Origin of the sequence: Roseomonas sp. BN140053, assembly GCF_047690175.1 — a bacterium.
In the GTDB taxonomy this organism is placed as follows: domain Bacteria; phylum Pseudomonadota; class Alphaproteobacteria; order Acetobacterales; family Acetobacteraceae; genus Roseomonas.
Genome location: NZ_JBLLEB010000018.1, coordinates 17,357 through 40,289, shown reverse-complemented (window position 1 = coordinate 40,289; position 22,933 = coordinate 17,357). Strand labels below are relative to the sequence as shown.

The 22,933-nt window shown below is 71.2% G+C and carries 22 protein-coding genes, 1 tRNA gene and 1 other RNA gene; 17 read left to right on the top strand and 7 right to left on the bottom strand.

What is annotated here, in order from left to right; genetic code table 11:
• The first annotated feature begins 95 nt into the window (after positions 1 to 95).
• From ACLIBK_RS16210 to ACLIBK_RS16195, 4 genes are all read left to right on the top strand, one after another.
• Positions 96 to 290, top strand: a complete 195-nt coding sequence (locus ACLIBK_RS16210) for a DUF2283 domain-containing protein (protein WP_415388321.1) — start codon at positions 96 to 98, stop codon at positions 288 to 290.
• 199 nt (positions 291 to 489) lie between these two features.
• Positions 490 to 1,050 (top strand): ATP-dependent protease subunit HslV, encoded by a 561-nt coding sequence (hslV, locus tag ACLIBK_RS16205; protein WP_415388320.1) that lies wholly within the window; start codon positions 490 to 492, stop codon positions 1,048 to 1,050.
• A complete protein-coding gene (hslU, locus tag ACLIBK_RS16200; RefSeq protein ID WP_415388319.1) occupies positions 1,050 to 2,393 on the top strand; it encodes an ATP-dependent protease ATPase subunit HslU in 1,344 nt (447 codons plus the stop codon). Before hslV ends, hslU begins: the two co-directional genes overlap by 1 nt.
• 123 nt (positions 2,394 to 2,516) lie before the next feature.
• Positions 2,517 to 3,320, top strand: coding sequence for an EcsC family protein (locus ACLIBK_RS16195; protein ID WP_415388318.1), 804 nt, complete (start codon positions 2,517 to 2,519; stop codon positions 3,318 to 3,320).
• A 147-nt stretch (positions 3,321 to 3,467) separates the two neighbouring features.
• On the opposite strand, the gene ACLIBK_RS16190 is transcribed toward ACLIBK_RS16195, so the two are convergent.
• Together ACLIBK_RS16190 and nudC are read right to left on the bottom strand one after the other, a co-directional pair.
• Positions 3,468 to 3,812, bottom strand: a complete 345-nt coding sequence (locus tag ACLIBK_RS16190) for a phosphoribosylamine--glycine ligase (RefSeq protein WP_415388317.1) — start codon at positions 3,810 to 3,812, stop codon at positions 3,468 to 3,470.
• Entirely contained in the window at positions 3,812 to 4,741 is a 930-nt protein-coding gene (nudC, locus tag ACLIBK_RS16185) for an NAD(+) diphosphatase (protein WP_415388372.1), read from the bottom strand. Before nudC ends, ACLIBK_RS16190 begins: the two co-directional genes overlap by 1 nt.
• Positions 4,742 to 4,999: 258 nt before the next feature.
• Between nudC and ffs the strand changes: the two genes are divergently transcribed.
• The 4 genes from ffs to recR all read left to right on the top strand — a co-directional run bounded on the left by ffs (position 5,000) and on the right by recR (position 8,448).
• Positions 5,000 to 5,096: signal recognition particle sRNA small type (ffs, locus tag ACLIBK_RS16180), an RNA gene on the top strand.
• 46 nt (positions 5,097 to 5,142) lie between these two features.
• Complete coding sequence (locus tag ACLIBK_RS16175) at positions 5,143 to 7,101, top strand: DNA polymerase III subunit gamma/tau (RefSeq protein WP_415388316.1); 1,959 nt, start codon at positions 5,143 to 5,145, stop codon at positions 7,099 to 7,101.
• Between the two features lie 205 nt (positions 7,102 to 7,306).
• Complete coding sequence (locus tag ACLIBK_RS16170) at positions 7,307 to 7,651, top strand: YbaB/EbfC family nucleoid-associated protein (protein WP_415388315.1); 345 nt, start codon at positions 7,307 to 7,309, stop codon at positions 7,649 to 7,651.
• Between the two features lie 194 nt (positions 7,652 to 7,845).
• Positions 7,846 to 8,448: a recombination mediator RecR gene (gene recR, locus ACLIBK_RS16165; RefSeq protein ID WP_415388314.1), complete on the top strand. Its 603-nt coding sequence runs from the start codon at positions 7,846 to 7,848 to the stop codon at positions 8,446 to 8,448.
• A 295-nt stretch (positions 8,449 to 8,743) separates the two neighbouring features.
• On the opposite strand, the gene ACLIBK_RS16160 is transcribed toward recR, so the two are convergent.
• Entirely contained in the window at positions 8,744 to 9,790 is a 1,047-nt protein-coding gene (locus tag ACLIBK_RS16160) for a bile acid:sodium symporter family protein (RefSeq protein WP_415388313.1), read from the bottom strand.
• 107 nt (positions 9,791 to 9,897) lie between these two features.
• Between ACLIBK_RS16160 and ACLIBK_RS16155 the strand changes: the two genes are divergently transcribed.
• Positions 9,898 to 10,755: a LysR substrate-binding domain-containing protein gene (locus ACLIBK_RS16155; protein WP_415388312.1), complete on the top strand. Its 858-nt coding sequence runs from the start codon at positions 9,898 to 9,900 to the stop codon at positions 10,753 to 10,755.
• Between the two features lie 189 nt (positions 10,756 to 10,944).
• On the opposite strand, the gene ACLIBK_RS16150 is transcribed toward ACLIBK_RS16155, so the two are convergent.
• Together ACLIBK_RS16150 and ACLIBK_RS16145 are read right to left on the bottom strand one after the other, a co-directional pair.
• Positions 10,945 to 12,027, bottom strand: a complete 1,083-nt coding sequence (locus ACLIBK_RS16150; RefSeq protein WP_415388311.1) for an enoyl-CoA hydratase/isomerase family protein — start codon at positions 12,025 to 12,027, stop codon at positions 10,945 to 10,947.
• Positions 12,028 to 12,075: 48 nt separating this feature from the next.
• Complete coding sequence (locus tag ACLIBK_RS16145) at positions 12,076 to 13,260, bottom strand: FAD-dependent monooxygenase (RefSeq protein WP_415388310.1); 1,185 nt, start codon at positions 13,258 to 13,260, stop codon at positions 12,076 to 12,078.
• A gap of 338 nt (positions 13,261 to 13,598) precedes the next feature.
• Here ACLIBK_RS16145 and ACLIBK_RS16140 point away from each other — a divergent pair, with 338 nt between their 5' ends.
• Positions 13,599 to 14,594, top strand: a complete 996-nt coding sequence (locus tag ACLIBK_RS16140) for a DUF2891 domain-containing protein (RefSeq protein WP_415388309.1) — start codon at positions 13,599 to 13,601, stop codon at positions 14,592 to 14,594.
• 127 nt (positions 14,595 to 14,721) lie between these two features.
• Here the strand turns inward: ACLIBK_RS16140 and ACLIBK_RS16135 are convergent, their stop codons facing one another.
• On the bottom strand, positions 14,722 to 16,179 hold the full coding sequence (locus ACLIBK_RS16135) for an amidase (protein ID WP_415388308.1): 1,458 nt from the start codon (positions 16,177 to 16,179) through the stop codon (positions 14,722 to 14,724).
• A 171-nt stretch (positions 16,180 to 16,350) separates the two neighbouring features.
• On the opposite strand from ACLIBK_RS16135, the gene ACLIBK_RS16130 reads away from it, so the two are divergent.
• From ACLIBK_RS16130 to ACLIBK_RS16105, 6 genes are all read left to right on the top strand, one after another.
• Positions 16,351 to 17,313 (top strand): ABC transporter substrate-binding protein, encoded by a 963-nt coding sequence (locus ACLIBK_RS16130; RefSeq protein WP_415388307.1) that lies wholly within the window; start codon positions 16,351 to 16,353, stop codon positions 17,311 to 17,313.
• Positions 17,314 to 17,347: 34 nt separating this feature from the next.
• Positions 17,348 to 18,166: an ABC transporter permease gene (locus ACLIBK_RS16125; RefSeq protein ID WP_415388306.1), complete on the top strand. Its 819-nt coding sequence runs from the start codon at positions 17,348 to 17,350 to the stop codon at positions 18,164 to 18,166.
• Positions 18,166 to 18,972 (top strand): ABC transporter ATP-binding protein, encoded by an 807-nt coding sequence (locus ACLIBK_RS16120; RefSeq protein ID WP_415388305.1) that lies wholly within the window; start codon positions 18,166 to 18,168, stop codon positions 18,970 to 18,972. Before ACLIBK_RS16125 ends, ACLIBK_RS16120 begins: the two co-directional genes overlap by 1 nt.
• A 41-nt stretch (positions 18,973 to 19,013) precedes the next feature.
• On the top strand, positions 19,014 to 19,910 hold the full coding sequence (locus tag ACLIBK_RS16115) for an ABC transporter substrate-binding protein (protein WP_415388304.1): 897 nt from the start codon (positions 19,014 to 19,016) through the stop codon (positions 19,908 to 19,910).
• 20 nt (positions 19,911 to 19,930) lie between these two features.
• A complete protein-coding gene (locus tag ACLIBK_RS16110; RefSeq protein ID WP_415388303.1) occupies positions 19,931 to 21,088 on the top strand; it encodes an LLM class flavin-dependent oxidoreductase in 1,158 nt (385 codons plus the stop codon).
• Between the two features lie 163 nt (positions 21,089 to 21,251).
• Positions 21,252 to 21,326: transfer RNA gene (locus ACLIBK_RS16105), tRNA-Gly, on the top strand.
• 379 nt (positions 21,327 to 21,705) lie between these two features.
• Here ACLIBK_RS16105 and ACLIBK_RS16100 read toward each other — a convergent pair.
• Complete coding sequence (locus ACLIBK_RS16100; RefSeq protein ID WP_415388302.1) at positions 21,706 to 21,873, bottom strand: NYN domain-containing protein; 168 nt, start codon at positions 21,871 to 21,873, stop codon at positions 21,706 to 21,708.
• A 250-nt stretch (positions 21,874 to 22,123) separates the two neighbouring features.
• On the opposite strand from ACLIBK_RS16100, the gene ACLIBK_RS16095 reads away from it, so the two are divergent.
• Entirely contained in the window at positions 22,124 to 22,921 is a 798-nt protein-coding gene (locus ACLIBK_RS16095; protein WP_415388301.1) for an HD domain-containing protein, read from the top strand.
• Positions 22,922 to 22,933: the final 12 nt, after the last annotated feature.

Below are 22,933 nucleotides of genomic sequence, written 5' to 3'. Positions count from 1 at the left end.
CCGGAGGCGGAGGGGCGCGTGCTGCGGGTTGTGCACGGGCCGGACGGTGACGATGTTCTCGTCATCACCGCCCACTTCGACAGGAGGGCCAAGCCGTGATCACCACCACCTATGATCCCGAGGCGGATGCCCTCTACATCACCCTGATGCCGCGAGGCACGGTTGTGGCCGAAACGCGGGAAGTGGCGCCCGGGGTGATGCATGACCTCGATGCGGAAGGGCGGTTGGTCGGCATCGAGATCCTGGGCGTGCGTGCCCGCAACGGAGCGCCCGTGGCCGAGGCGGCCTGATCCCCACAACGCCCGACGGCCAGCTTTCGCGCGCCGGAACAGGTTGCCCAGGCGGCCGGAAGCCTCGCGCACGCCCGCCCGCCCTATGGTGATGCCTCACGGGCGAAGTCCGGGGGGAGGCGGCTCCGCCCAGCCATGCCGCCCGCTCCGGGCGCCCGGATTGCAGCGCCGGCCCCGGATCGCCACATCCGCGGCCATCATGCAACACGCGAATGCTACTCCCGACTACGCCGGCTGGCACGGCACCACGATCCTCTGCGTCCGCAAGAACGGCCAGGTGGCCATGGCCGGCGACGGCCAGGTGTCGATGGGCCAGACGGTGATGAAGAACAACGCCCGCAAGGTCCGCCGCATCGCCGACGGCCGCGTGCTGACCGGGTTCGCCGGCGCCACGGCGGATGCCTTCACCCTGCTCGAACGCCTGGAATCCAAGCTGGAGCGCTTCCCCGACCAGCTGGAGCGCGCGGCGGTGGAGCTGGCCAAGGACTGGCGCACCGACCGCTACCTGCGCCGGCTGGAAGCGCTGCTGGCGGTGGCCGACAAGGACCGCTCCCTGCTGATCACCGGCCAGGGCGACGTGCTGGAGCCGGAGGACCAGATCATCGGCATCGGCTCGGGCGGCAACTTCGCGCTGGCCGCGGCGCGCGCGCTGAACACGGTGGAGGGGCTGTCGGCCGAGGAGATCGCCCGGCGCTCCATGGCCATCGCCGCCGACATCTGCGTCTACACCAACGGCCGCATCGTGATGGAAACCCTGTGATGCCCCTCGACACCGCGGCCCGGGCCGCCGACCCCGTGAACCTGTCGCCGCGCGAGATCGTGTCCGAGCTGGACCGCTTCATCGTCGGCCAGCACGACGCCAAGCGCGCCGTGGCCATCGCCTTGCGCAACCGTTGGCGCCGCCAGCAGCTGCCCGAGGGCATGCGCGAGGAGGTGGTGCCCAAGAACATCCTGATGATCGGCCCCACCGGCGTCGGCAAGACCGAGATCGCCCGCCGCCTGGCGCGGCTGGCCAACGCGCCCTTCCTGAAGGTCGAGGCCACCAAGTTCACCGAGGTCGGCTACGTCGGCCGCGACGTGGAGCAGATCGTGCGCGACCTGGTGGAGGCCGCCATCGTGCAGATGCGCGACACCGCGCGGCGCGAGGTGCAGGCCAAGGCCGAGCTGAACGCCGAGGAGCGGCTGGTCACCGCCCTGGTGGGCGAGGGTGCCTCGGGCGAAACGCGCATGAAGTTCCGCCGCATGCTCCGCGAGGGCACGCTGGAGGACAAGGAGGTCGAGGTGCAGGTGGCCGAGACCGGCACGCCGATCGGCATGATGGAGATCCCCGGCATGCCGCCCAGCGCGCAGATGGGCAACATGCAGGAGATGCTGGGCAAGATGTTCGGCGGCCGCGCCAAGCCGCGCAAGATGCACGTGCGCGACGCGCGCGCGGCGCTGGTGCGCGACGAGGCCGACAAGCTGCTGGATGCCGAGCAGCTGAACAAGGACGCCGTGCACCACGCGGAGAACCACGGCATCGTCTTCATCGACGAGATCGACAAGGTCTGCGCGCGCACGGAGAACGGCTTCCGCGGCGGCGACGTGTCCCGCGAGGGCGTGCAGCGCGACCTGCTGCCGCTGATCGAGGGCACCACGGTGAACACCAAGTACGGGCCGGTGAAGACCGACCACATCCTGTTCATCGCCTCCGGGGCCTTTCACATCGCCAAGCCCTCCGACCTGCTGCCGGAGCTGCAGGGCCGCCTGCCGATCCGGGTGGAGCTGAGCGCGCTGACGCGGGACGACTTCCGCCGCATCCTGACCGAGCCGGAGCACAGCTTGGCCAAGCAGTACGTCGCGCTGCTGGGCACGGAGGGCGTGTCGCTGGACTTCGCCGACGACGCGATGGACGCGATCGCCGACCTCGCCGCGGACATCAACGCCCGGGTCGAGAATATCGGTGCCCGCCGCCTGGCTACGGTGCTGGAGAAGCTGCTGGAGGAGCTGAGCTTCTCGGCGTCCGACCGCAACGGCGACACGGTGCGGGTGGATGCGAGCTACGTGCGCGAGAAGGTCGGGCCGCTGGCGGCGTCCACCGACCTCAGCCGCTTCATCCTGTAGGCGCTTCCCCGCCGGCGCGGGCCCCTTCCGGGGGGTGCCGCCGGCGGGTTTTTCCGACGCACGGCGCGGAACTTGCCTCCGCCCGCTGCAACTGCGTGGCGCCAGGGCCATTTGCTCTGCGCCATGAGCGAAAACCTCCCCTCCCCCCTGCAGCTGACCGCGGAGGCGCGCGCCGAGCTGGCCGACGCCGTCCGCACCCTGGAAAACCCGTCCCTGGCCGCGCGCCTGGCAGCCATGGCGGGCACGCCGGTGGAAGCGCTGAAGAAGCGCTTGCCGGAATTCCTGCAGAAGGGGGCGGACGGGGCGGTGCGCCGCGCGATCGAGGCTGCCTGGGGTGCCGCCGTGCGGTCCCACCCCGGCCGGTCGCCGCGCGGGCTGGCGCCGGACTGGTTCCATCGCGGCATGGCCTTCACCTCCGGCGCGGTGGGCGGGGCCTTCGGCCTGCCGGGGACGCTGGCGGAACTGCCGATCTCCACCACGATCCTGCTGCGCCAGATTGCCTCGGAAGCCGCGGACCAGGGCGAGGACCCGTCCACCCCCGAGGTGAAGGCGGAATGCCTGAAGGTCTTCGCCCTCGGCGGCGACTCGCCGGAGGACGACAACACCGAGACCGGCTACTTCGCCGCCCGGCTGGCGCTGACGCAGATGCTGCCCAACGCGGCGGCCAATATCTCCTCCGCGGTGCTGCCGGGGTTCCTGGCGGCGATTGCCGGCCGCTTCACCGGGGCGGTGGGGCTGAAGCTGTCGGCGCAGGCGGTGCCGGTGCTGGGCGCCGCGGCGGGCGCGGCCATCAACATCGCCTTCCTGGAACACTTCCGCAGCGTGGCGAAGGCGCATTTCACCGTGCGCCGGCTGGAAGCCACCTACGGCAACGAGGCGGTGCGCGCCGCCTACGACGTGCTGCGCGACGCCCGCATGGCGGCGTGACGTCAGCGAGCCGGGGGGAGGTATCCCCCCGGACCCCCTTCTATTTTGGGGAGTTTTCGGGCGCGCGCGTGACCACGGTGCTCTCCTAACTCCCGAAAGAAGGAGGGGGACCGGGGGAGTTCACTCCCCCGGCCTTCCGACCCGGCGTCAGGGCATCAGGCGGCCGAGGCCCTGGTTGCTGCCGGGCGGGCGCACGGCTTCCACCCCGCCGGGCAGGGACGCGCCGCTGCCCACCAGGCAGTCGCGGACGGCGCGCTGGCGGGCAGCGCGCACGTCCAGCTCCCAGCCTTCGAAGGCTGTTACCCGTTCCGCCGGGGGCTGCCGGCGCATCACGTCCTTGACGGCCGGGCTGCTGTTAGCCTGGGCGCGGCAGGCGGCTTCCTGCGGCGAGGCGGGCGGGCCGGGCGGGGGCGGCTGGCGGAAGGGCTGGCCGCAGGAGGCCAGGAGCAGCAGGAGCAGCGGCGCGGCCGGCAGGCGCGGGGGCATGGGCATCAGGGGGTGTTCTCCAGCCAGTCCTCGATCAGGCGGCGCGCGATGGAATCGACGCGGGGCAGGCTGAACCCGGCGGCTTCGGGGTCGCGGACCTCGTCGCGGGTGAACCAGCGCGCGTCGCGCAGCTCGTTCGGGTCCACGGTGATGGCCTCGGACAGCGCCTCGGCGTGGAAACCCAGCATGATGGAAGCGGGAAACGGCCAGGGCTGCGAGGAATGGTAGCGCACCTCGCCGACCCGGATGGCGCTCTCCTCCAGCACCTCACGGCGCACGGCTTCCTCCAGGCTCTCGCCGGGTTCCACGAAGCCCGCCAGGGTCGAGTACATGGTGGCGGCCGGGAAGCGCGCGGAATGGCCCAGCAGGCAGCGGGCGCCGTCCGTCACCAGCATGATCACCGCCGGGTCGGTGCGCGGGAAGTGCTGCGCGCCGCAGTTCGGGCAGGCCATGGCGTTGCCGGCCGAGCGAGGCTCGCAGCCGTGGCCGCAGACGCCGCAGAAGCGGTGCCGGGTGCGCCAGTGCATCAGCCCGCGGGCGTGCGCCAGGATGGACGCTTCGCCGGCCGGGAGGAGGCCGGCCAGGCCGCGCAGGTCGAGCAGGCTGCCCATGCCCTCGGGCAGCAGCGGCAGCGGGTCCTCGGCGGCGGAACAGTCCACGGCGAAGACCGGGCGGCCGTCCCACAGGCCCAGCAGCGCCCAGGGGCCGCCGGCCATGCGCACGGCCTGGGCCGCGTCGGGGGACAGGAACACGGCTTCCGGGCGGTTCTCGGCGGCGCCGCGCAGCAGGTTGCGGCCGTGCCAGACGGGGGCGAAGAGCGCGTCGGGGGAGCGCAGGAAGCCGGCCAGCGCTTCGGCGTCGTCGCGCAGGTTCGACACCCGGTCGAGCGGGCTGCCGGTGTAGGCGTTGGGGCGGCTCGCGGGGATGGAAAGCATCCCGGCGGTGGTGCCACGGCCCTCCGGGAGGGGCAAGCGACCTCCGCCGCTGGGTGCGGCACGGCCGGTGTCGCAGCGCCTGCAGCCGGGCCGGGTAGGTGACGCGATGCCTGCAGCAGGGCGGGTGGATACCGCGATGCCCACGGCGGGGCGGGCGGGTGCGGGCCGGTGGCCGCCCGGACGGGGTGGCCACCCCGGGAGGCTGGGGCGGCCCGGTGCGGTTGCCCCGGCGGAGGTTCGGCGCCATATTCCCCCGCGGAAGGCCGGCCGCGGACGGGCGCCTCGCCAACCCGGTCAGGTCCGGAAGGAAGCAGCCGCAACGAGTTTCCGCCCGGGTCGAGGGTCGGTCTTCCACCCCTCGGCCAGTTCCCCAGCCGCCCCCCTTCCCGCTCCGGGACCGGATGCCCAGCGACAGCTTCTCCGACCTGGGTCAGACCGACCCGGACGCCATTCCCGAGCCGCCGCCCGAGGGCCCCGGCCTCTTCGGCGATGATCCCGTGCCGGCGCCCGCCCCGGTGGCCGAGGCCGCCGCGCCGGCCCAGCCCTATCGCGTGCTGGCGCGCAAGTACCGCCCCACCACCTTCGCCGACCTGGTCGGGCAGGACGCCATGGTGCGGACCCTGCGCAACGCCTTCGCCCAGGACCGGGTGGCGCATGCCTTCATGCTCACGGGCATCCGGGGGGTGGGCAAGACCACCACCGCCCGCATCATCGCGCGCGCGCTGAACTGCACCGGGCCGGACGGCACCGGCGGCCCCACCGTGGACCCGTGCGGCGTGTGTGCGAATTGCCGCGCCATCCTGCTCGACCGCCATCCGGACGTGCTGGAACTGGACGCCGCCTCCAACAACGGCGTCGACAACGTGCGCGAGCTGCGCGAGCAGGTGCGCTTCCGTCCCGTCCAGGGCCGCAACAAGGTCTTCATCCTGGACGAGGTGCACATGCTGTCCGGGCCGGCCTTCAACGCGCTGCTCAAGACGTTGGAGGAGCCGCCGCCGGCGGTGCGCTTCATCTTCGCCACCACCGAGCTGCGCAAGGTGCCGGCCACCATCCTGTCGCGCTGCCAGACCTTCCATCTGCGCCGCATGTCGCAGGCGGAACTGATGGGGCTGTTCGGCCGCATCGCCGGGCTGGAGGGCGCGACGCTGGAGCCGGAAGCGCTGGCCATCATCGCCCGCGCCGCCGACGGTTCCGCCCGCGACGGCTTGTCCCTGCTGGACCAGGCGATCGCGCTGACCGAGGCGGGCAGCGCGGTGACGGCGCAATCCGTGCGCGACATGCTCGGGTTGGCGGACCGCACGCTGGTGCTGGACGTGATGGAGGCCGCGATGCGCGGCGACATCGCCGCCGTGCTGGGCCACATGGACCGCGCGCACGAGGCCGGCGCGGATGCGGGCGTGGTGCTGTCCGACCTGGCGGAGCTGACGCACCAGCTGACGCGGCTGCGCACGGTGCCGGCGCTGCGCGAGGATGCCTCGCTGCCGGAAGAGCTGCGGACGCGCGGCAGCGCCCTGGCCGCCACCCTGTCGGTGCCGGTGCTGGGGCGGGCCTGGCAGATGCTGCTCAAGGGGCTGGAGGAGGTGGCGCTGTCGCCCGACCGGCGCGCCGCGGCGGAGATGGTGCTGATCCGCCTGGCCCACCTGTCGGAGATGCCGACCCCGGGCGAGATCCTGCGCCGGCTGTCCAATGGCGGCCCGGCCGGGGCCACGTCGCCGGGCGGCGGGGCCGGCGTCCCTTCCGGCGGTGGCGGGTCCGGTGCCCTGGCCCAGGGGGGCTACGCGGGCGAGGGCGGCGGCGTGGCCGCCGGGGATGGCGGGACGCGGGCCGTGGCGAACGGCGCGCCGGTGGCGATGGCGCAGCCCGCGCCGCTGCCGCAGCCCAGCCATTTCCGCGAGGTCGTGGCGCTGGCCTCCGGCCGCAAGCCGATGCTGCACGCGCATCTCGTGCACAGCGTCCACCTCGTCAGCTTCGGCAAGGGGCGTATCGAGCTGCGGCCGCGGCCGCAGGCGCCGCGCGACTTGGCGGCGCAGCTGACGGTGCTGCTGGCGGAAACCACCGAGCAGCGCTGGACGGTGGTGATGTCCAACGCCCCCGGCGAGCCCACCCTGGCCGAGCAGGGCCGCGCCGTGGCGGCCGAGAGCCTGGAACTGGCCACCAGCCATCCGCTGGTGCAGGCCATCCTGGCGGCCTTTCCGGGTGCCAAGATCGAGGGCGGGGTGCGCGACAACAGCCTGGACGCCTACGGCCTGCCGCCCGACCTGGGGGAGGACCCCGGCCTGAGCGAGGTGCCCGAGGACGATGCGGAAGGCCCGGGCTTCGCCCCGCCCGACGCCGAAGCGGCCGGGCTCGACGACCTTTAGCGCTGCGGCCCGGTCCGCCTCGGGTCAGGCGGCGGCAGGCGCGGATGCCGGGCTCGTTGCCCGCCGCCTGTTCGGCCCGGGCGCCCGCCCGGGAGTCCGGATCGCGGCCCGCCGGGTGTCCGGTACGGGCGGATCGGCCCTAGGGTGCGGGCCGTAGCGACCCCACATTCCCCCCGGATCACCGGGACAGACCAGGACAGGCGCCATGAAGAACCTTTCCCAGATGCTGAAGCAGGCCCAGGGCATGCAGGCCAAGATGCAGGAGATGCAGGCCCGGCTGGAAGCGCAGCTGGTCGAGGGCCAGGCCGGGGCCGGCATGGTCAAGGTCACGCTGACCGGCAAGGGCGACCTCAAGAGCGTCGGCATCGACCCGTCCCTGATGGCGGCCGAGGAGCGCGAGGTGCTGGAAGACCTGCTGGTGGCCGCCCATGCCGATGCCAAGGCCAAGGTGGAAGCCATGATGGCCGAGGAGATGCAGAAGGCCACCGCCGGGCTGAACATCCCGGGCATGGGCGGCGGCCTGCCCGGCGGGTTCAAGCTGCCGTTCTGAGGGCGCGTTGCGCCGCCGGGGGTGCGGGCGGGGCGCCGTCTCGCGCGCGCCCTGGCATCCGGCGCGGCATCCCACCGCGACCCGGCCTGCCCGGGCCGGGATGAGCCCGGGGGCCGGGAGGCCGCGCGGTTCGGGCGTCGAACAGGGCTGCACCTGCCCACCGCACGCGGCGCGGCCGCGTTGAAGTCCGAGAGATGAGCCACGCCAACGATCCCGTCGAGCAGCTGATCGGCCTCCTGTCCCGGCTGCCCGGGCTGGGGCGCCGTTCCGCGCGGCGGGCGGTGCTGAAGATGCTGCAGGACCCGCAGCGGCTGATGCTGCCGCTGGCGGACGGATTGCGCATCGCCGCCGATGCGGTGCGGCCCTGCGAGGTTTGCGGCAACCTCGACGTCCGCTCGCCCTGCAACGTGTGCCGCGACCCGCACCGCGACCGGTCCCTGGTCTGCGTGGTGGAGGGGGTGGCCGACCTGTGGGCGCTGGAACGCACCCAGGCGCATCGCGGGCTGTACCACGTGCTGGGCGGCGTGCTGTCCGCCCTGGGCGGGGTGGGTCCGGAGGATTTGAGCATCCAGGCGCTGGTGAAGCGCGTGGCCGAGGGCGAGATCCGCGAGGTCATCCTGGCCCTGCCCGCCACCGTGGAAGGCGCCAGCACCGGCCACTACCTGACCGACCGGCTGGGCGACCTGCCGGTGCAGGTGACGCGCTTGGCCCAGGGCGTGCCGATGGGCGGCGCCCTGGACGTGCTGGATGACGGCACCCTGGCCGCCGCCCTGCGCTCCCGCCGGCCGGTGGGCTGAACCAGGGATTTCAGGTGGCGTGGGTGGGGCTTGAAGGTTCGGGCCTGGGCCAGAGAGGCTCTGCCCCTCTGGACACCCCGCGAGGAGCCCGGGGCACCTCGACCTCATGAGTGCCTCCGGCGGGGGCGGGTTCGGACAGCGTCATCCGGGTGGACGACGCAAGCCATCCCGCCCCCGCCCGGAGGCACTCAACGTGGGGTCCGGGGAGCCTAAGCTCCCCGGCGGGGTCCAGGGGCAGCGCCCCTGGCCGACGCCTGAATCCCCAGGCTCAACCCACCCCACCGGAACCGCGCGGTCAGACCCGCTGCGTCGCCGGCGCGACGGCGGCGGGCGGTGCTGCCGCCAGCACGGCCTGGGCGGCCTCCAGCGCCGCGGCCTGGCGGCCGTAGCGCTGGGCCAGCCAAGCGCAGACCATTAGCTGGATCTGGTGAAACAGCATCAGCGGCAGCACGGTCAAGCCGATCGCCTGGCCGGCGAACAGGATGCCGGCCATGGGGATGCCGCTGGCGAGGCTCTTCTTGGAGCCGCAGAACACGATGACGATCTCGTCCTCGCGCGAGAAGCCGAGGCGGCGGGCCAGCACGGTGGTGGCGGTCAGCACGATGGCCAGCAGCACGGCGTTCACCACCAGCAGGGCGATCAGGCTCTGGGCGTCCACCTGGCTCCACAGGCCGTTGACCACGCCTTCGCTGAAGGCGGTGTAGACCACCAGCAGGATGGAGGAGCGGTCGACGTAGCCGGTCAGCGTCTTGTGCCGGTTGATGATCGGGTTGACCCAGCGGCGCAGCACCTGTCCGGCAAAGAAGGGCAGGAAGAGCTGCAGCGCGATGTCGCGCAGCGAGTCGGTGGAGAAGCCGACGCCCTGGGTGGTCATCAGCAGCCCCACCAGCAGCGGCGTCAGCACGATGCCCACGAGGTTGGACACGGAGGCGCAGCACAGCGCCGCCGCCACGTTGCCGCGCGCGATGGAAGTGAAGGCGATGGAGGACTGCACGGTGGAGGGCAGCACCGCCAGGAACACCAGCCCCGCCGCCATGGCCGGGCCCAGCCAGGGGCGCGCCAGGGCGCTCAGCCCCAGGCCCAGCAGCGGGAACACCGCGTAGGTGAACAGGAAGACGATGATCTGCAGGCGCCAGTTGGTCATGCCCGCCACCACCGCTTCCCGCGACAGCCGCGCCCCGTACAGGAAGAACAGCAGGGCGATGGCGAAGTCGGTGACGTAGCCCATCACCACGGCACCCTCGCCGCGCGCCGGCAGGATGCTGGCCAGCACCACCATGGTGACCAGCAGCACGATGTAGGGGTCCACGCGCAGGCGGGACAGCAGGGACGGCTTGGCCATGGGGGACAACACTCCGTGGACGGGCTGGCTGGAAACGGCGCCCTCTTCCATCATTCCAAGGCAGGATGACAGCACTTACAGTGATCGCGTCCCGTGATGGAGGCCGGATGTTCGACCCGGTGTTGCTGCGCTCCTTCGTGGCCGTGGCGCAGGCCCGGCAGTTCACCGCCGCCGGGCAGCAGCTGGGGCTGGGACAGTCCACGGTCAGCCAGCACATCCGCAAGCTGGAAGCTGCCGTGGGCCGGCCGCTGCTGCTGCGCGACACGCATTCCGTGTCCCTGACCGTGGATGGCGAGGCCATGCTGGGCTTCGCGCACGCCATCCTGGATGCCAGCGAGCGCGCCGCCTCCTTCTTCGCGGGGTCGGAGTTGCGGGGGCGGCTGCGCTTCGGCGCCTCGGAGGACCTGGTGCTGTCGCGGCTGCCGGAAATCCTGCGCGCCTTCGTGCGGGCGAACCCGCGGCTGGACCTGGACCTGACGGTGGGGCTGAGCAGCACGCTCTACGACCGGCTGGATGCGGGAGAGCTGGACCTGGTGTTCGCCAAGCGCCGGCCGGGCGAGGAGCGCGGCCAGCTGGTGTGGCGGGAAAAGCTGGCCTGGATCGGCAGCCCGGAAACCGCGCCCGATCCGGTGCAGCCGGTGCCGCTTGTGCTGTACCCGTCGCGCAGCATCACCCGGGCGCTGGCCATCGAGGCGCTGGAACGGGAGCGGCGGCGCTGGCGGGTCAGCTGCAGCAGCGACAGCCTGAGCGGGCTGACCGCCGCCGCCCTGGCCGGGCTGGGCGTCACCGCGCAGTCGCGCCTGCTGCTGCGCCGAGGTCTGGCCGAGCTGCCGGGCCTGCCGGCGCTGGACGAGGTGGAATTCGTGGTGGTGGGCCGCAGCGCCCGGCTGCACGGGCCGGGGGCAGCGCTGGCCGCGGTGATCCTGGCCAATGGCGAGCGGCTGCAACAGGCGGATGCCGCCTGAGCGGCCGAGCCAGGAGACAGGGAAGGCCGGGGGAGTGAACTCCCCCGAGCCCCCTCCTCTTTTCGGGAGTAGAAGAGCACCATCGGCCACGGGCGCAGCCGAAAACTCCCGAAAATAGAAGGGGGTCCGGGGGGATACTTCCCCCCGGCTTGCCCGTGCCAGCAGGTTCGGACCAAGAGCTCGTCCGTATCAGTCGCCGAACAGGGCGCGGATGGCGGCGGGGTCCACGGCCTCGATCGTCGGCGGGGTCCAGCGCGGGGCGTTGTCCTTGTCCACCAGCACCGCGCGCACGCCTTCGGTGAAATCGGGGTGGCGGGTCACGGTGCGGGTCAGGGCCAGTTCGGTGTGCAGGCAGCCCGCGAGGTCCAGGGCGCCGCCGCGGCGCAGCAGCTCGCGCGTCACGCAGAGGCTGGTGGGGGACATGCGGCGCAGGATCGCCAGCTGTTCCCGCGCCCAGTCGGTGTTCTCCGCGCCGAGGGCAGCCAGGATCGCCGGCAGACTGTTGCCGGCGAAGCAGCGGTCCACCGCGGCCGCCTTTGCCGCCACCGTTCCCGGAGGCACGGGGCGGGCATGGGCTTCGACGGCGGCGGCATCGCCCGCCAGCAGGGCGGCTCGCAGGGCGGGCAGGTCCTCGCGCGGGGTGAAGTGGGTGGCCAGCCCGGCTTCCACGGCTTCCGCCCCGTGCAGCCGGGCGCCGGTCAGGGCCAGCCAGTGGCCCAGCGAACCCGGCAGGCGCGGCAGCACGAAGGAGGTGCCGACATCGGGAAACAGCGCGATGGCGGTTTCCGGCATGGCCAGCACGGCGTGTTCGGTCACCACGCGGTGGCTGCCGTGCACGGACAGGCCGATGCCGCCGCCCATGCAGATGCCGTCGATCAGGCTGATCCAGGGCTTGGGGAATTCGGCGATGGCACGGTTCAGCGCGTATTCGGCGGCGAAGAAGCCCTCGATGGCGTCGGCATCGCCGGCCAGGGCGGCGTTGCGCACCATCCGCACGTCGCCGCCGGCGCAGAAGGCGCGGCCCCCTGCCCCTTCCAGCAGCACCAGCTGCACCGCGGGGTCGTCGCGGAAAGCGCGCAGGGCAGCCGCCACGCCGTCGATCATGGCGGCGTCGAGCGCGTTCAGCGCCCGCGGCCGGTCCAGCAGGATGCAGCCGGCCGCGCCCTCGATCCGGGCGGATATGCCCGAGGCCGGCGCCGCGGGTACGGCGGGGGCCGGGCCGGGCGGCGCGCCGGGGATGGCGCCGGTCGCGCCGGGGGTCGCGGGCGTCACCACGGGACGCGCGGCCCGGTCAGCGCTGCGTCGCGCCGGGGCGCGGCGTCACACCAGTTCCACCTTGGTGGCGTCGTAGGAAAAGACCCAGCCGGTCCGCTCGGCATTGAAGTCGCGCTTGGCGAAGTTCTCGCGCAGCGCTTCCATGCTGGGCATGTGGAACAGTTCGCGGTTGCGGTTGGACTCTTCCACCACGCGGCTGGTGCGCTCGATGCGGTTGCGCTGGTAGAGCTGCAGCGCGGCGGGGACATCGTCCCTCTCGTCGAGGGCGCGGGCCAGCACGGCGCCGTCCTCGATCGCCATGGCGGCGCCCTGCGCCATGTAGGGCAGGGTCGGGTGCGCGGCGTCGCCCATCAGCGTGGCGCGCCCGGCGCTCCAGTTCGACACCGGCTTGCGGTTCTTCAGCACCCAGCGGTAGCACTCGTCGCGCGGCGCCGCCTCGATGATGGCGGTGACCATGGCGTTCCAGCCCTGGAAATCGTCGCGCATCTCGGTCCAGGGGCGCGCCGCGGTCCAGGATTCCTGGTCCCAGCTGGCCTGCTCCACCGCGCCCACGAGGTTGATCAGCTTGCCCTGGCGCAGCGGGTAGATCACCGCGTGCCGGCCGGGGCCCACGAAGATCTCCACGGAATCGGTGCGGTATTCGGGCGGCAGCTTTTCCGCCGGCACCATGATGCGCCACACGGAATCGCCGGTGTAGTCGGCCTCGGCCGGGCCGAGGATCTGGTTGCGGATCACGGATTTGATGCCGTCGGCGCCGATCACGACGTCGCCGCGCACCGGCGGGTGCTCGGCGAAGAACAGCGTCGCGCCGTCGGCATCCTCCTCGTAATGGGTGGCGCGCTGGCCGATGTGGATGGCGTCGGGCTTCAGGGCGCGCACGGCGTCCACCAGGATCGCGTGCAGGTCGGCGCGGTGGATGCTGATGTAGGGGATACCGTGCTTGGCCGTGTAGGCATCCCCGAAGGTGATGCGCTGCAGCACCTCGCCGGTGTCGAAGGTGCGGAAACGGTATTCCGCCGGCAGGGCGCCGGCGCGGGCGATGGCGTCCTCGATGCCGATATATTCGAAGACGCGACCGGCATTGACGCTGATCTGGATGCCGGCGCCGACCTCGCTGAGCACGGGCGCCTGCTCGAAGACCTGCACGTCGTGCCCCTTCTTCAGGAGGCAGGCGGCGGCGGCGAGGCCGCCCAGGCCGGCGCCGGCGATCAGGATGGACTTCTTGCTCATCAGAATGGTTCCCGGTTCCGCTCCAAAGCCGCGTCGTACCCGTGTCGAAGCTCTGGCTCCCAGGATAATGCGAGGGGGATCATAAACAATAGGGTACCTAACTATTTTTTACTGGCCGGCTCCGGGAAGAGCGGGAAGTAGTCTCGGGGGAGCGAAACATGGCCCCGCGGCGATGGCTCCTCCCCCGGGGAGCTGTCGCCGCCGGGGGTGGATCGGCGGTTCGGGCCGGGCCAGTGTTTCCCCTGGCCGGGGAAAACAGTGCCGGCCCCTGCACCGCCGCGGGCCGCGGATGCCCGGCCGCGCCGCCGATGGCCGGGGAGTTCGGGAAGGAAAACCGCATGCTGACCGAGGAACTGGCCGCCCGCTTCGCCACGATCGCGCTCGGCCATGTGGAGCGCGAATACCCCAACAAGCCCGGCCATGTGCTGGCTGGCCCCGGGGATGCCCGCACCCCGGCGGCGTTGCACCCGATCTTCCATGGCAGCCTGGACTGGCATTCCTGCGTGCACGGATACTGGATGCTGGCCCGGCTGCTGCGCCGCTTCCCGGCGATGGCACCCGCCCCGGCGATCCGCGCGCTGTTCGACCGGCAGCTGGTGCCGGACAAGGTGGCGGGGGAATGCGCCTACCTCGCCACCCCCACCGCCCGCGGCTTCGAGCGGCCTTATGGCTGGGGTTGGCTGCTGAAGCTGGCGGCGGAGCTGCGGCACCACCCCGCGCAGCCCTGGTTCCGCGACCTCCAGCCCCTGGCGGCGGTGTTCGTCGAGCGGTTCCGCGACTTCCTGCCGCGCGCCACCTATCCCGTGCGGGTCGGCACCCATCCCAACACGGCCTTCGGCCTGCGGCTGGCCGCCGACTTCGCCGAGGCTGTGGAGGATGCGGCGCTGCTGGAGCTGCTGCGCGGCACGGCGGAGCGCTGGTACGGGGAGGACCGGGATTGCCCGGCCTGGGGCGAGCCGAGCGGCGACGATTTCCTGTCTTCCGCCCTCATCGAGGCGGAATGCCTGCGGCGCCTGTTGCCGGCAGAGCGCTTCCTGCCCTGGTTCGACCGTTTCCTGCCCGGCCTGGCCGAGGGGCGTCCCGCCACGCTGTTCCGGCCTGCGGCGGTGTCGGACCGCAGCGACGGCAAGATCGCGCATCTGGACGGGCTGAACCTCAGCCGGGCCTGGTGCTGGCGGGCCCTCGCCGCTGCCCTGCCCGCGGCGGACCCGCGGCGCGGGCGCATGCTGGAGGCGGCGGAGCGGCACCTCGCGGCCGGGCTGCCGCACGTCGCCGGCGACTACATGGGCGAGCACTGGCTGGCCAGCTTCGCCACCCTGGCGCTGGACGGGTGAAGCAAGGCCGGGGGAGTGAACTCCCCCGGACCCCCTCCTTCTTTCAGGAGTTTGGGGGTGCCCTGAAAGGCACCCCAACTCCCGAAAATAGAAGGGGGTCCGGGGGGATACTTCCCCCCGGCTTCCTTCACACCACGTCCGGCGGCGGCACGAAGCCGTGGTGCACGGCCTCCAGGATCTCTGCCAAGGCAATGCAGCGGTCGTCGTGGCCGAAGGGTGCGATGATCTGCGCCCCGATCGGCAGGCCCTCGTCGGACAGGGCGAGCGGCACAGTGGTGGCAGGGAGATAGGAGACGGAGGGCAGGCCGAGCCAGAAATAATCGTTGGCCGAGGGTTCCTGCCGCCCGCTGACGGTAACCGTGCGGGCGTGCTTGGGCACGTCGCGCACCAGCGGAAAGGCGGCCGTGGAGGCCACGGGGCAGAGCAGCGCGTCGTAGCTTTCGAAGAAGCGGTCCCACCGCGCGATCAGGTCGTGGCGGTGCTGCTGGGCGCGCAGCCAGTCGCGGTGGAACAGGGTGTTGCCGCGCGCCAGCAGGGCCCGGTAGCTGCGGTCCGCCGGGTCCAGCGCCGCGGCCTCGGCTAGGCTGGCGGCAAATTCGGCGTCGCTCTGGCGGCTGCTGGTCGCCCCGCGCAGCAGGGTTAAGTACGTTTCATAGGCGTGGCGGCTGCCGAAGTCGGGGCGGGCTTCCTCCACCGTGGCGCCGGCCCGGCGCAGGCTGGCGGCGGCGTCGCGGAGCGCGGCCTCGACGCCGGCATCCACGGGGAATTCCGCGTCGTTGGGCACGATCGCGATGCGGAAGCCCGCGGCGGTCCGGCGGGCCTCCCGCGGCCGGTCCAGCCGCCAGCTGACCCCGGCTTCCGGGTCGGGCAGGGCCAGCAGGTCCAGGGCGAGGCGCAGGTCGCCGGCGCTGCGCGCCAGGGGGCCGTAGACGGTGATGTCGGAGGGCGCGGTGCGCCCGGGCTGCGCGTGCCCGCGCCCCGGCACCAGCCCGAAGCTCGGCTTGTGGCCGAAGACGCCGCAGAAATGCGCGGGCATGCGGATCGAGCCGCCGATGTCGCTGCCGATCTCCAGGGCCGAGAAGCCCGCCGTCAGCGCCGCGGCCGAGCCGCCGGAGGAGCCGCCCGGCGTGCGCCCGGTGTTCCAGGGATTGCGGGTTTCGCCGTAGATCGGATTGTTGCTCTGCCAGTCCGCCAGTGAGGGCGGCACGTTGGTCTTGCCCAGCAGGATCGCCCCGGCGTCCAGCAGCCGCTGCACCGCCAGGGAATGCCGGGCCGCGCGGTTGTCCCGCAGCGCCGCCAACCCGAAGGTGGAGGGCAGGCCGGCGACGTCGAAGGAATCCTTCACCGTGATGGGCACGCCGTGCAGCGGGCCCCAGTTCTCGCCGCGCGCGGTGGCCTGGTCCGCCGCGGCGGCGCGTTCGGTGGCAGCCTCTGCCTGCAGCACGACCACGGCGTTGATCGCGGGGTTGAACCGCGCGATCCGCGACAGGCTGGTCGCGACGAGTTGCGAGGCCGTGCACTCCCCGCGGCGCAGGGCGGCAGCCAAGTCCAGGGCCGGGCGGTAGTGCAGCGGCAGCGGTGGCATCGTTATTGCCCCTGTATAAACCCCTGGCCACCGCACGGCGCCGTCGTGAGTGGCCGTAACCTACGATGATCCGTTGTCTGTCGAATAGCCGCATTCAGCACTTCACCGCAACGGTGATTGCCCCTAGATGAACCCCGCCCGGACCACGTGGGATCTCGATTGGAGCTGCCGATGAAAGCGATCATCCTGCGTGGAATTGCCCTGCTCGCGGCGGTGCTCGCCCTGGGCGGCGGGACGGCCTCCGCGCAAACGGCGGTGCGCTTCGCCTCGGCGCAGAACTCGCTGGGCTCCCTGCCCATCGTGATCGCGCGGCAGCAGGGCTTCTTCACCGCCGAGAAGATCAACCTGGAGGTGATCGACTTCCGCGGCGGGGCGCCGGCGGTGCAGGCCCTGGCCTCGGGCAGCGTGGAAGCCTGCATCTGCGCCGCCGACCACGCGGTGCGGCTGCGCGCGCGCAACCAGGCCGGGCTGGTGCTGGTGGCGCTGACGGAAATCCACGGCTACGGGCTGGTGGCGCTGCGGAGCTCGCCCGCCACCGACCTCGCCTCGCTGCGCGGGCAGCGGGTGGGGATCACCTCGGCCGGCAGCCTGACCGACAACACGCTGCGCTACTACATGGCCGAGGCCGGGATGAACCCGGACCGCGATTTCCAGCTGATCGGCGTCGGCACCGGCGGGCCGATGCGCGCCGCCATCGAGAGCGGCGCCGTGGCGGCGGGGATGCTGACCACGCCCGACGTGCAGGCCGCGCTGAGCGACCCGCGCTTCAAGCTGGTGCAGGATTTCCGCTCGCTGCAGTACCCGGCGCTGGACCTGGTGGTGATGGAGCGCTGGGCGAGCGCCAACCCCGACACCGCCCGCGCCGTGGCGCGCGCCGTGCTGCGCGGGGCGCAGCTGGTGCGCAGCGACCGTGCCGCCGTGGACCGCGCGCTGGCCGAGATGTTTCCCGCCCTGACGCCGGAGCTGCGGGCCGTGCTGGCGGAGGAAGCGCCGCGGCTGGGTTCGGCCGACGGGCGCATGAGCCGCGAAGGCTACGAGTTGATGATTCGCATGCTGCGGGTCAGCGACCCCACCATCCGCGCCGTCCCCTACGAGACGGTGATGGCCCTCAACTACCTGCCGCCGCAGCCCTGAGCGCGGGCGCGGCACGAACCCAGGGGATCACGCCATGTCGGACGTAGCGGTGGGCCGGGTAGGACCGGTGCGGGGAGAGGCGGTGCGCCGGGCGCGGCGCGCTGCTCCCGCCCTGCCCTTGTTCGTGCAGCAGTGCCTGCTGGTGGTGGTGCTGCTGCTGTTGTGGGAAGCGGCCGGCGCCTGGCTGGTGGACCCCTTCTGGTGTTCCCGCCCGAGCTGGATCGCCGAGCGGCTGTGGATGCTGGCCTCGATGGGGGACCTGCACCGGCACGTGATCGCCACCGTGTCGGAGGCCGGGATCGGCCTGGGGATGGGTGCGGTGGTGGGCGTGATCCTGGGGCTGCTGATGGCCCGCTTCACCCGTGCCTCGCAGGTGGCGGAGCCCCTGTTCATGGGGCTCTACAGCCTGCCGCGCGTCGCGCTGGCGCCGCTCTTCGTGCTGTGGTTCGGCATCGGCCTGCTGAGCAAGGTCATGATGTCCTTCTCCATGGTGGTGTTCGTGTTCGTGCTGAACGTGCTCGAAGGCGTGCGCTCGCTGGACCGGGATCCCATCGACCTGATGCGGACCATGCGGGCGACGCCCTTCTTCATCGCGCGCAAGGTGCTGCTGCCGGCGGTGCTGCCCTGGATCTTCGCGGCCTTCCGGCTGGGCGTCGGCCTGTCGCTGATCGGCGCGGTGGTGGGCGAGCTGATCGGCTCCTCCCAGGGGCTGGGCTGGTATATCGAGCGCTCGGCCGGGCAGCTGGACACGACGGGGGTGTTTGCCGGGATCATCACGCTGATCGTGCTGGCCATGCTGGCCAACCAGGCCGTGGCGATCCTGTCGCGCCGGCTGTCGGGGTGGCGCTCCTGATGTCGGCCGTGCTCAGCCCGCCCTCCCCCGCCGCGACGGCGGCCGAGCCGCCGCTGCGGGTGCGGGACCTGTCCGTGGTGTTCGAGGGCGCCGCGGGCAGCGTGCCCGCGATCGAGCACCTGTCGCTGGACGTGGCCGCGGGCGAGTTCGTGGCCATCGTCGGCCCCTCCGGCTGCGGCAAGTCCACGCTGCTCAAGGTGGTGTCCGGGCTGGTGCCGGCGGCGTCGGGCAGCGTGCGGGTGAACGGACAGCTGGTGGACGGGCCGCCCGCCGGCGTCGGCTTCATGTTCCAGCGCGACACGCTGCTGCCCTGGGCCACGGTGGCGGAGAACATCGCGATCGGCGCCGAGCTGGCCGGGCTGTCGCGGGCCGAGCGCCCCGCCCGGGTGGCGGAGCTGGTGGAGCTGGTACGGCTGAAGGGCTTCGAGAACCACCATCCCGGCGCCCTGTCGGGCGGCATGCGGCAGCGCGTGTCGCTGGCCCGGCTGCTGGCCTATCAGCCCGCCATCTACCTGATGGACGAGCCTTTCGGCGCGCTGGACTACCAGACCAAGATCGTCATGGGCCGCGAGTTGCTGCGCATCTGGGAAACCCAGCGCCGCGCCATCGTCTTCGTCACCCATGACATCGAGGAGGCCGTGGCCCTGGCCGACCGCGTGGTGGTGATGAGCCCGCGTCCCGGCACGATCGTGGCGGAGCACCGCATCGACCTTCCCCGCCCCCGCGACCCGCGCGAGCTGCGCGGCGACCCGCGTTTCGGGGCCATCACCCGGCGGATCTGGTCCGATCTCGCCATCGTCGACTGAAGCGCCCGGTTTCGGCGTTTCCCCAGCAGGAGCAGCACAGCATGCAAATCCGAGTCGGGGCCCACCCGTCCAACCTGACCCTCACGGCGCTGACCTTCCATCCGCCGCTGCAGCAGCCGCTGCGCGACGCCGGGCTGGACCCGGTGTTCCGCTGGTACCCCAAGGGTTCGTTGATGCAGAACCTGGCCGAGAGCGGCGAGGTCAACGTGATCGGCACCGGCACCACCCGTGGCGTGGTGGCGCAGGCGCAGGGGCTCAAGATCGCCTATATCGGCGCCTCCCGCCCGCGGCGGTCCTGGTCCGCCATCCTGGTGCGCGAGGACTCCCCCATCCGCAGCACGGCCGACCTGAAGGGGCGCCGCATCGGGCTGATCGAGGGGTCCTTCCAAACCTATTTCCTGCTGGCGGCGCTGGACCGCGTCGGGCTCTCCTACGACGACGTGGGCCATACCGACGTGGCGCCCACCAAGTCGCTGGAAGCGCTGCGGGCCGGCGAGATCGATGCCTGGGTGGCGATGGACCCCTATCTCGGCGCCGCGGTGGCGGGCGGCGGGTTGCGCAAGCTGCTGGGCAATGACGGGGTGATCTCCAACCGCTCGATCTTCTGGGTGCTGGAGGAGGTGGTGGCCGCGGGGCAGGCCGTGGTGCAGACCGTCCACGACACCATCGCCGCGACGGATGACTGGATCCGCGCCGATCCCGCGCGGTCCGGCAAGCTGTTTGCCGAGAGCATCCAGAACGGTTTGACGCCGGAAGAATGGGCCAAGTCCGTGGCCGGGCGTGACTGGGGCATCGAGCTGCCCGACGCCGATCTTTTCGCCGAGCAGCAGGCGGAGGGCGATCTGATGTTCAAGCACGGCATGCTGCCGCGCGCGATCGACCTGCGGGAGGCCGTGCTGCCCTTCCCGCTGCGCTCGCGCGACCGCGCGGCGGCCTGAGCGCGGAAGGAGTACGCAGCATGCAGGCGGAATTCTTCTGGCGCATCCCCATGCACGGGGATGGGCGCACGGTGTTCTCGGCGCAGTGGAACCGGGGCGACTGGAAGCCCGAGAAGCCCAACAGCATTGCCCATGGCGGCGCCGACGGCTTCACCTATTTCGACTACGCCGCGCAGGTGGCGCGGGCGGTGGAGCTGGCGGGCTTCGACGGGGCGCTGATCCCCACCGACCTGACCGGCGACGAGCCGCTGGCCATGGCGGCGGCCCTGGCGCGGGAAACGCGCCGGCTGCGCATGATGACGGCCTTCCAGCCGGGATTCCTGAGCCCTGCCTATGCCGCCAAGATGAGCGCCACGATCCAGCGCATCAGCGGCAACCGGCTGGACTGGAACATCATCACCGGCGGCAGCGCCCCGGCGCAGCGCGCCTATGGCGACACGCTGCCGCATGACGAGCGCTATGCCCGGACGGGCGAGTGGCTGGAGGTGATCGCGGGGCTCTGGGCCGGGGCGCCGTTCAGCCATTCCGGCAAGCTGTACCAGGTGGAGGGCGGTGGGCTGACGCGGCCGCTGAACGCGACCCGCAAGCCCGGTGTCTATTTCTCCGGCGCGTCGGAGGCGGCGCTGGAAGTCGCGGCGCGGCAGGCCGACTACTACATGATGTGGGCCGAGCCGCTGGCCGACATGCGCGCCTCCATGGAACGGCTGAACGGCATGGCGGCGGTTCACGGGCGGACCATGCGCTACGGGCTGCGCATCGACCTGTTCGCGCGCGAGACGGAGGAGGCCGCCTGGGCCGAGGCGCGCCGGTTGTGGGACACGGTGGACCCGGATGCGCCGCGCAAGCCCAACCCGATGACCAGCGCGGGCGGGGCGGATTCCGTGGGCGCCCAGCGGCAAGCGGCGTTGCGGGCGGCAGCCAGCACCTTCGACGATTACGTGATCGGGCCCAATCTCTGGGCCGGGCTGGGCGCGGTGCGGGCCGGGCCGACGGTGGGTATTTTTGGGTCCTATCAGCAGGTGGCGGACCGGCTGATGGATTACGTCGAGGCCGGCTTCGGCAACTTCATCCTGGCGGCCAATCCGCATCTGGAAGAAGCGCTGCGCATCGGTGAGGAAGTGCTGCCGCGGGTTCGCCAGCGGCTCGGCGAGGCTGCCGTGCCGCGCGCGGCGGAATAGGGCTGGGTCGGGGGTTCGGTTCGGCCAGTGGACATGGGGCAGGTGTTGGGTGGTGCCTGGGCGGCATGGGTCGTGGCCGCGCCAGGACGTTCCCGAAAATTCTTGCGGGGGGAATCTTGTCAGCGGTGGCGATGCATGCGATAGCCCGCGTCACCGACGGAGTGCGGGCGTAGCTCAGGGGTAGAGCACAACCTTGCCAAGGTTGGGGTCGAGGGTTCGAATCCCTTCGCCCGCTCCAGTCGGACCCCAGACCAACTCTCTCCCAGCAAGTACAGGCCGCGCAGAAGCGCAGGTGTGGCCTGGGTTTTTTGCTTACGGGGTTGATGGTGCGACTTCGGGACGAGCGCTGAATTCTCTCTCTGTAGCGTGCTTTGTCTCCGTGGGTTGGGAGTTGGGCGATCTGGCTAACAACCTTTAGTGCTTTGTAATCACTGCTGATCAGGGTTGGCGTCCGGGCCGGAAGTTGGGGTTTCCTCCTCCTGGGCGGTTTTGTCGCAAGCGCAAAAGGTGCTCGTCAGGCCCAACCTGCCGCACATCATAGTCACGTCGGAGAGGCCGGCTGCCAGGGCCATGCTCCTTCAGTGCCAGTTGCACGCCGCTGGGTGACCTTCAGGCCCTCAGCTCAGGGCAAGGTAGCCGATGTATGTGTCGGGGGCGTGGAAGGCCGTCGCCGCCTCGCACAGCTCCCGGCTGGCGTGGGACCAGTACAAGACGGTCACCGCGAACCCGTCCGCAACCAGCTGCCGCACGGTGGGCTCGTAGTCGCCATCGCCTGCGACCCTCATCAGAAAACACCACTGTGAAATTTTAGCCGCAAGGCAGGAACAGCTATTGTTTACCTACCCCGTTTCGAGGCCGCACGATCGAGAGCTTGCAAGCGAGCAGCTCGGCTGCAAGACATCAGGGGAGAGCGCCAGCATGGAGCTGAAAATGCTCGATTCGGAGCCCAATGTTCGCTGTAGAACACAGCCAGGGTACCCATGCCGCTCGCCCTGAAGCCTAGACGATGGGTCGTCAATCAGATCGAGGCTACAAATGATTAAAGAGCCGACCCTTGTTATGATGCTCCCCGATCATGCACCTCAAAATCAACTGCCACACCGCCATGACGCCGTGAAAGACATAGACGCTATGGTCGCGGCTCTGGGGCTACAGGGCATTCGACGTTACATGGACCAGAAGCATTGGGCAAGAGAATCTGAGCTCGCGCGAGCGGCAGACAAACTTGAGCCGGGCTTGAAGTTAGAAAACGTCGCCGCGCATAGTTGGCACGTCGCTGACGCTATCATGCTGCTCGCCTCGCATTTTCCTTCCGTGGATATTCCGCACGCACTGGAACTGGCTATCCTACACGATAAGCTTGAACTAATTACGGGAGACTACGACCCGGTAGGCCCCGACGGGCAAGGTACCGGGTCTCATGCATTCGATCCGACAGCACAAGCAGGCAAGGTAAGTGCAGAGCTTGTGGCGCTTGAGTGCTATCTATCCAACTTACGCGAGCCAATCCGCGAGTGGCAGCGTAGCCTCATACTCGAGATAATTCAGGGCGCCTCGCCGGAGGCAAGACTCGTTAAAGCCGTCGACAAGCTGCAGGCGCTCACTTTCGTACTTGCCAAGAAGCACGGTACGATGACCAACGAGCATCTCGTCTTCAGTCTGCGCTACAGTGCGAAAGTAGTTGAGCACTTTCCCGATCTCGCAGTTCACTTCGGCGTTCTCGTAGATCGCCTTCTGGAAACTACTGCGGCACATAGGGGAGTAAGTCCCGAACAGATTTCAGCCGAGCTTTCGGTCCCGCTCCGTGCTCTCGTAGCCGCTGCTCACGCATGACTTGCCGGCACA

What these genes read in the sequence shown, in the direction of transcription:
- nudC (WP_415388372.1), bottom strand. Translation starts at nt 4,741, where the DNA reads ATGCTTTCCATCCCCGCGAGCCGCCCCAACGCCTACACCGGCAGCCCG.
- ACLIBK_RS16170 (WP_415388315.1), top strand. Translation starts at nt 7,307, where the DNA reads ATGAAGAACCTTTCCCAGATGCTGAAGCAGGCCCAGGGCATGCAGGCC.
- ACLIBK_RS16110 (WP_415388303.1), top strand. Translation starts at nt 19,931, where the DNA reads ATGCAGGCGGAATTCTTCTGGCGCATCCCCATGCACGGGGATGGGCGC.
- ACLIBK_RS16145 (WP_415388310.1), bottom strand. Translation starts at nt 13,260, where the DNA reads ATGAGCAAGAAGTCCATCCTGATCGCCGGCGCCGGCCTGGGCGGCCTC.
- ACLIBK_RS16195 (WP_415388318.1), top strand. Translation starts at nt 2,517, where the DNA reads ATGAGCGAAAACCTCCCCTCCCCCCTGCAGCTGACCGCGGAGGCGCGC.
- ACLIBK_RS16115 (WP_415388304.1), top strand. Translation starts at nt 19,014, where the DNA reads ATGCAAATCCGAGTCGGGGCCCACCCGTCCAACCTGACCCTCACGGCG.
- recR (WP_415388314.1), top strand. Translation starts at nt 7,846, where the DNA reads ATGAGCCACGCCAACGATCCCGTCGAGCAGCTGATCGGCCTCCTGTCC.
- ACLIBK_RS16190 (WP_415388317.1), bottom strand. Translation starts at nt 3,812, where the DNA reads ATGCCCATGCCCCCGCGCCTGCCGGCCGCGCCGCTGCTCCTGCTGCTC.
- ACLIBK_RS16095 (WP_415388301.1), top strand. Translation starts at nt 22,124, where the DNA reads ATGATTAAAGAGCCGACCCTTGTTATGATGCTCCCCGATCATGCACCT.
- ACLIBK_RS16155 (WP_415388312.1), top strand. Translation starts at nt 9,898, where the DNA reads ATGTTCGACCCGGTGTTGCTGCGCTCCTTCGTGGCCGTGGCGCAGGCC.
- hslV (WP_415388320.1), top strand. Translation starts at nt 490, where the DNA reads ATGCAACACGCGAATGCTACTCCCGACTACGCCGGCTGGCACGGCACC.
- ACLIBK_RS16130 (WP_415388307.1), top strand. Translation starts at nt 16,351, where the DNA reads ATGAAAGCGATCATCCTGCGTGGAATTGCCCTGCTCGCGGCGGTGCTC.
- hslU (WP_415388319.1), top strand. Translation starts at nt 1,050, where the DNA reads ATGCCCCTCGACACCGCGGCCCGGGCCGCCGACCCCGTGAACCTGTCG.
- ACLIBK_RS16120 (WP_415388305.1), top strand. Translation starts at nt 18,166, where the DNA reads ATGTCGGCCGTGCTCAGCCCGCCCTCCCCCGCCGCGACGGCGGCCGAG.
- ACLIBK_RS16175 (WP_415388316.1), top strand. Translation starts at nt 5,143, where the DNA reads ATGCCCAGCGACAGCTTCTCCGACCTGGGTCAGACCGACCCGGACGCC.
- ACLIBK_RS16135 (WP_415388308.1), bottom strand. Translation starts at nt 16,179, where the DNA reads ATGCCACCGCTGCCGCTGCACTACCGCCCGGCCCTGGACTTGGCTGCC.
- ACLIBK_RS16100 (WP_415388302.1), bottom strand. Translation starts at nt 21,873, where the DNA reads ATGAGGGTCGCAGGCGATGGCGACTACGAGCCCACCGTGCGGCAGCTG.
- ACLIBK_RS16160 (WP_415388313.1), bottom strand. Translation starts at nt 9,790, where the DNA reads ATGGCCAAGCCGTCCCTGCTGTCCCGCCTGCGCGTGGACCCCTACATC.
- ACLIBK_RS16140 (WP_415388309.1), top strand. Translation starts at nt 13,599, where the DNA reads ATGCTGACCGAGGAACTGGCCGCCCGCTTCGCCACGATCGCGCTCGGC.
- ACLIBK_RS16125 (WP_415388306.1), top strand. Translation starts at nt 17,348, where the DNA reads ATGTCGGACGTAGCGGTGGGCCGGGTAGGACCGGTGCGGGGAGAGGCG.